Raw genomic sequence first — 5,429 nt, forward strand, 5'->3', positions numbered from 1 at the left:
TGTTTCTAAAGAAATGTAGGAAAACCATTTATTTATGGTCATTTTTGTTTTATACTTATCCATGTTGTAAGTCCTTTGTTTTGGTCTTGGATAAGTCATCCAACCCCATTATAAAGGACTTTTTTATATCATGAAACAGTTAAATTTTTAATGCAACACTAGTGATATTTTTAGGTATCTAAATTACTGAAAAATATTATTCGAAGACATGCTCTTTTCTTTCACGGTCAGTAAATAGTTTGTTATACTTATTTAAGAACCTAATTTAAGAAGGAGGTCCCTGAATGACTGATAAATTAATTCTGGGAACGTATACCAAAAGAGAAAGTAAAGGGATTTACAGCATAGAACTCAACACTGAAACAAAACAGCTTGGGAACCTCAAGCATGAAGCTTCGTTAGGCAGCCCAACTTATCTTGACGGATCTGAGGATTACAGCCTGCTGTTTTCTGTTACCAAAAAGGATAACGGAACAGGTGGCATTGCTTCATTCAAACAGTCCGATTCCGGTGAATATGAGCTTGTAGATGAATGGCTCGAAGAAGGCGCTCCTCCCTGTTATGTAGCTTATGATGAAGATAAGGGGCTCCTCTATACTGCCAATTATCATAAAGGAGAAGTTGCTGTCATCAAAGTTTCTGATAAAGGCAAACTGGAACTACTGGATAAATCAGTGCATTCAGGTCGATCCGCCCATGAAAATCAGGATGGCCCTCATGCTCACTACTTCGATCTGACTCCAGACAAGAAGTATCTGGTGGCCTGTGATCTCGGAACAGACCAAGTTTACACTTATTCTCTTACAGAAAATAATGAGCTGACAGAAGTGGCAGTTTTTGAAACAGCTCCCGGCACTGGGCCGCGTCATATAGCCTTTCATCCTGATCAAGCTGTTGCCTACGTTTTTGGAGAACTTAGCAGTGAGGTTCTGACTCTGTCTTACGATTCTGAATACGGCTCTTTCAGTCACCTTCAGACAGTTTCTTCTATTCCTGAAGACCATACAGCTTTCAACGGTGGAGCAGCGATAAGAGTTTCTTCAGACGGCCGATTCGTTTATGCATCAAACCGCGGACACGACTCCATTGCCATATTTTCTATCAATGTGGACGGTACGTTGACGCTGAATGACTATGTACCGACTGAAGGAGAGATTCCACGTGACTTTAATCTGGACCCAACGGAATCTTATGTCGTCGTCGGGCACCAGGATACTGATAACCTGACTTTATTTGAACGAGACGCTTCTGATGGAAGCCTGACCTTGCTTCAAAAAGATGTCTACGCCCCTGAAGTCATCTGCGTTCAGTTCCTATAAGTCGATTGATCCTGATACAAACAATTCATTTGAAAGAGAGGCGTTCCCTCTCTTTTTTATTGTATTGATTTTATTCTTCAGAATTTGATATACAAAAATCGGCTCTATCACTTCTTGCCATTTATAGGTCTCAAAACAGGAGGATTGTTCAAAAACTGGAAAGAATCTTGAATTCAGAATATACTTAACTAAGTACCATTACATTATGACTACGAAAAGGAGTATCTCCCTCATGCATCATTTTAAAACATCCGACTTATCTGCCAAACAGCAGTATAAATTTCTAACCGGCAGCGTAATTCCCAGACCAATTGCCTGGATTACATCACTTAATGAAGAAGATGACATTGTTAATGCTGCCCCCTTCAGTTTCTTTAGTGTAGCGTCCAATCAGATCCCACTTCTTACTGTCTCTATCCTGCGCTCAAACGGAAAAGCTAAAGACACAGCTTTGAACATCATCGATCAGAAAGAAGCTGTCGTTCATATCGTGAGTAAATCACTAACTACAGATATGAATGAGACATCTGCTCCTCTTGCCTCTGATGAGAGCGAGCTGGACCGGACAGATCTCTCATTAGTCGACAGTTCGTCCGTTAAAGTCCCTGGAATCAGAGAAGCCCTGATCCGCTTTGAAACCACTCTGTATCAGCATATTCCCATCGTAGACGAATCTGGAGAGGTTGTAACCGACCACTTCCTTCTTAAAGTGACCGATGTGCACATCGATCCAGCCGTATATGATTCTGAGAAGGAATATATCCTCCCCGAACACCTTGAACCAGTGGCTCGATTGTCTGGAAATGCCTATTCTGAAATAGGAAAAGTATTTACCATTGTTCGGCCACAGAACTGATTGAGCATTAGTCAGATTTATCTCGCTGATTCTGAATGTAAATTTTCCGATCAGCTGAACTGCCTGGCACAAATGTGATGAACGCTGGTATTTATACACACTAGAGATCAAAAAAAAAGCCTCAAGAATATCCTTTCCGAGGCTTTTTTAGTGTGTTATTTAGAAGAAACAGAACCGATTTCTGCGCCTTTTTGGGTTTCTCCAGTAGTTGACAGGTCATAATCTCCTACTTGATCCATGTTGGTGAAAACGATGATGACTGTGTTTTCTTTACCGGCAGCTTTCAGGCCTTCAAGGTCTACTGTAGAAATTTTAGTTTCCGGTGTAACCGTGTCGCCTTCTTTGACTAAAGTGTCAAATGGTCCGCCTTCAAGTTCTACAGTGTCGATACCGATGTGAATCAGAACTTCTATGCCGTTATCCAGCTCAAGTCCAACTGCGTGCTGAGTCGGAAAGACACTGACAACCTTACCTGAAGCTGGTGAATAGATGTCGCCATCGCTTGGTACAACACCAAACCCGTCTCCCATCATTTTCTGTGAAAAGACCGGATCATCCACTTCATCGATTGGAATAACTTTTCCATTAACAGGGTTGCTTAATACGACTTTCGTTTCTTTAGGTTCATTCCCTTTTCCTTTTAAAAAGTCAAATACTCCCATATTTCTCCCTACTTTCTTAATATTTTGTGCTGACAGTATACATAATTTCCTATACGTATTCTATAAATAATAGTAACACATCCTAGTGTAAACAAAAACTAAAAAGATTTTGTGATGAATTCTTCATATTCTTATGGTTTTTTAACGCCTGTTTTTGTTAAGATGGAAGAGTTGAATTTAACTAAAAGGAGATATGACTGTGTTATTAGAATTAATAAAGTCCATCATACTGGGCGTAGTACAAGGAATTACAGAATGGCTCCCTGTCAGCAGCACCGGACACATGATCCTGGTAGACGAGTTTCTCATACTTAATACTACTGACGAATTCAAGGAAATGTTCCTTGTAGTCATTCAGCTGGCTTCCATTATGGCGGTAGTTCTGCTTTATTTTAAAAAACTTAACCCCTTTGACTCAGGTAAAAATGATCTGCAGAAAAAAGAAACCTGGCATATTTGGTACAAAGTACTTATCGGTATCATTCCTGCAGGAGTATTCGGCATACTGTTTGAAGATGCCATCCATGACCTTTTCTATAACTGGATTACAGTAGCAGTAGCCCTCATCATCTATGGGGTCGCATTTATCGTAATAGAGAAACGTAATGAAGGAAAGATTCCAACTATAGCAACTTGGGAAGATTTAAATTATAAAGTCGCCCTCATGATTGGTTTCTTTCAGGTGCTTGCTCTGATTCCAGGTACATCCCGTTCAGGTGCAACTATTGTCGGGGCCATCCTTATTGGAACAGCCCGTCCGATTGCTGCTGAATATTCTTTCTTCCTGTCCATACCCGTGATGATGGGTGCAAGTCTGATCAAACTGCTGGGTTTCGGCTTTACTTTCACATTAGAAGAATTGCTCATTCTGATCGTCGGCTGTATTGTATCTTTCCTGGTATCAATCTTTGCAATCAAATTCCTAATGAACTATATCCGTCGAAATGACTTCAGCTCATTCGGCTGGTACAGGATAGCTGTAGGTTTCGTCGTCATCGGATACTTCTGGCTGATTGGGTAAATCATTTAGTTCTGTTCCTTTTTTCTTGCGATACGAGGACACATATGCCATAATGACTTTGAAAGATAATTGAATATCTCTTTCACTAGGGGAGCCGCTGACGGCTGAGAAAAGCAATGCTTTGACCCTTGGAACCTGATCTGGTTAACTCCAGCGTAGGGAAGTGGAGCTTAGATCATTATGTATGGAGTGTTTTAAACGACTCTCCAACGTTCATCATGACTTTTAAGTTATGCCGCCCTGCAGATTAGCAGAGCGGCTTTTTTTGCAGTCAGATAACTTAAATATATTGATGAAGTTAAATGCGTAGATCCATTCCCATTCTTCTCGCGCCCTTCACTTCCTGTATCAGTCCGCTTTTCTCAGTCGGTGTTCTTCTTGTTCGTCTTGTTCTTTTGGTTCGTCTGCCCGTCAGCTATAGTTCTTTTAAGCAGAGACCATAAAGTCCGCAAATTGTAATTACCATACTACTGGAGGCTAAACCATGTCATTTACCGAAGAATTAAGGCAAGAAGCTGATTCAATATTCCAGTCTATTTTCAGACATCCATTCGTACAAGGAATAGGATCTGGAAAGCTTGAAGCTGAACAGCTTATACACTATGTCAAACAGGATTTTGAATACTTAAATACCTTTAATCAAGTATACGGTATAGCTATTTCAAAAAGTGTACTTAGAGAAGATATGGCAGTTTTTAACAATCAGATCACTTTTATTCTGGATGCTGAAGTACATCCTCACACTAATTTCTGTCAGGTAGCTGGTGTCAGATACGAAGATTTGCAATACGAACCTCTAGCACCGTCTGCCCATCATTACACCCGTCACATGCTTGATGTCGCCCAGCGAGGAAGTTTTGGAGAGATCCTCGCTGTTCTGCTCCCTTGTCCGTGGACGTATCTGGAAATCGCTCATTACCTTAAAGAGAATTTTTCTATAGATGAGGCTCATCCTTTTGCTGAATGGATTTCCTTCTATGCAAAAAATGAAGTGGATACGATTATCAATACATTCAGAACACGTCTTGATGCTTATGCCGAAACAGCTTCTGACACTGAGAAAGCCATCATGAAGGAAGCTTTTGTCAAAAGCTGTCAGCTGGAATGGATGTTCTGGAATATGGCATATGAGATTGAAAAGTGGCCGGTCTGAGTAAGCGTTCTGAGTGAGGAAACAGGTGGAATTGACTTGGTCAGCTAGTTTACGACCCTACTCGAGGTCGAGATTGTAATTGAGTGTGTTCTAAGACTCATCATACAGCCTACTCATCCAATCCAAAAGCTAAAATGTCCATACCCATACACTAAATTTCTAATTTGAGTATAGAAAAAGCCGTCAAATCGAGTGGAAATTTCCCTGACTCGATTTGACGGCTTTTATTTTGACTAATCAGCACATGATGAAACAACCTAGAATTTTTCATATCACTGAATAAGGAATCCTTTTAACGTAATTCCGAAAGAAGTCTCCCACTTCTAAGCGTATGGGTGCGAAGCACCAGTGAAAGTGGGAGATGAATTTCGGTCAAGCGATAGCTTGAAGTGGTTAATCTGTCCTTTTTGTTGTATAC

At 40.6% G+C, this 5,429-nt stretch carries 5 protein-coding genes and 1 riboswitch; of the genes, 4 read left to right on the forward strand and 1 reads right to left on the reverse strand.

Features of this window, described 5'->3' with window-relative positions:
* Positions 1-284: 284 nt before the first annotated feature.
* Together ACYQ2O_RS10270 and ACYQ2O_RS10275 are read left to right on the forward strand one after the other, a co-directional pair.
* The gene (locus tag ACYQ2O_RS10270) at positions 285-1,319 is read left to right on the forward strand and encodes a lactonase family protein (RefSeq protein ID WP_459796557.1); all 1,035 of its coding nucleotides are present in this window, start codon (positions 285-287) and stop codon (positions 1,317-1,319) included.
* A gap of 232 nt (positions 1,320-1,551) precedes the next feature.
* On the forward strand, positions 1,552-2,175 hold the full coding sequence (locus ACYQ2O_RS10275) for a flavin reductase family protein (protein WP_346024989.1): 624 nt from the start codon (positions 1,552-1,554) through the stop codon (positions 2,173-2,175).
* Positions 2,176-2,330: 155 nt separating this feature from the next.
* On the opposite strand, the gene ACYQ2O_RS10280 is transcribed toward ACYQ2O_RS10275, so the two are convergent.
* Complete coding sequence (locus ACYQ2O_RS10280) at positions 2,331-2,837, reverse strand: PTS sugar transporter subunit IIA (RefSeq protein WP_346024988.1); 507 nt, start codon at positions 2,835-2,837, stop codon at positions 2,331-2,333.
* Positions 2,838-3,030: 193 nt separating this feature from the next.
* Between ACYQ2O_RS10280 and ACYQ2O_RS10285 the strand changes: the two genes are divergently transcribed.
* Both ACYQ2O_RS10285 and tenA read left to right on the forward strand, forming a co-directional pair.
* Positions 3,031-3,858: an undecaprenyl-diphosphate phosphatase gene (locus ACYQ2O_RS10285; RefSeq protein WP_346024987.1), complete on the forward strand. Its 828-nt coding sequence runs from the start codon at positions 3,031-3,033 to the stop codon at positions 3,856-3,858.
* Positions 3,859-3,935: 77 nt separating this feature from the next.
* Positions 3,936-4,037, forward strand: a riboswitch (TPP riboswitch).
* A 305-nt stretch (positions 4,038-4,342) separates the two neighbouring features.
* On the forward strand, positions 4,343-5,011 hold the full coding sequence (gene tenA, locus ACYQ2O_RS10290; protein WP_346024986.1) for a thiaminase II: 669 nt from the start codon (positions 4,343-4,345) through the stop codon (positions 5,009-5,011).
* Positions 5,012-5,429: the final 418 nt, after the last annotated feature.

The organism is Alkalibacterium sp. m-11 (genome assembly GCF_054658155.1).

What these genes read in the sequence shown, in the direction of transcription:
- ACYQ2O_RS10275 (WP_346024989.1), top strand. Translation starts at nt 1,552, where the DNA reads ATGCATCATTTTAAAACATCCGACTTATCTGCCAAACAGCAGTATAAA.
- tenA (WP_346024986.1), top strand. Translation starts at nt 4,343, where the DNA reads ATGTCATTTACCGAAGAATTAAGGCAAGAAGCTGATTCAATATTCCAG.
- ACYQ2O_RS10270 (WP_459796557.1), top strand. Translation starts at nt 285, where the DNA reads ATGACTGATAAATTAATTCTGGGAACGTATACCAAAAGAGAAAGTAAA.
- ACYQ2O_RS10285 (WP_346024987.1), top strand. Translation starts at nt 3,031, where the DNA reads ATGACTGTGTTATTAGAATTAATAAAGTCCATCATACTGGGCGTAGTA.
- ACYQ2O_RS10280 (WP_346024988.1), bottom strand. Translation starts at nt 2,837, where the DNA reads ATGGGAGTATTTGACTTTTTAAAAGGAAAAGGGAATGAACCTAAAGAA.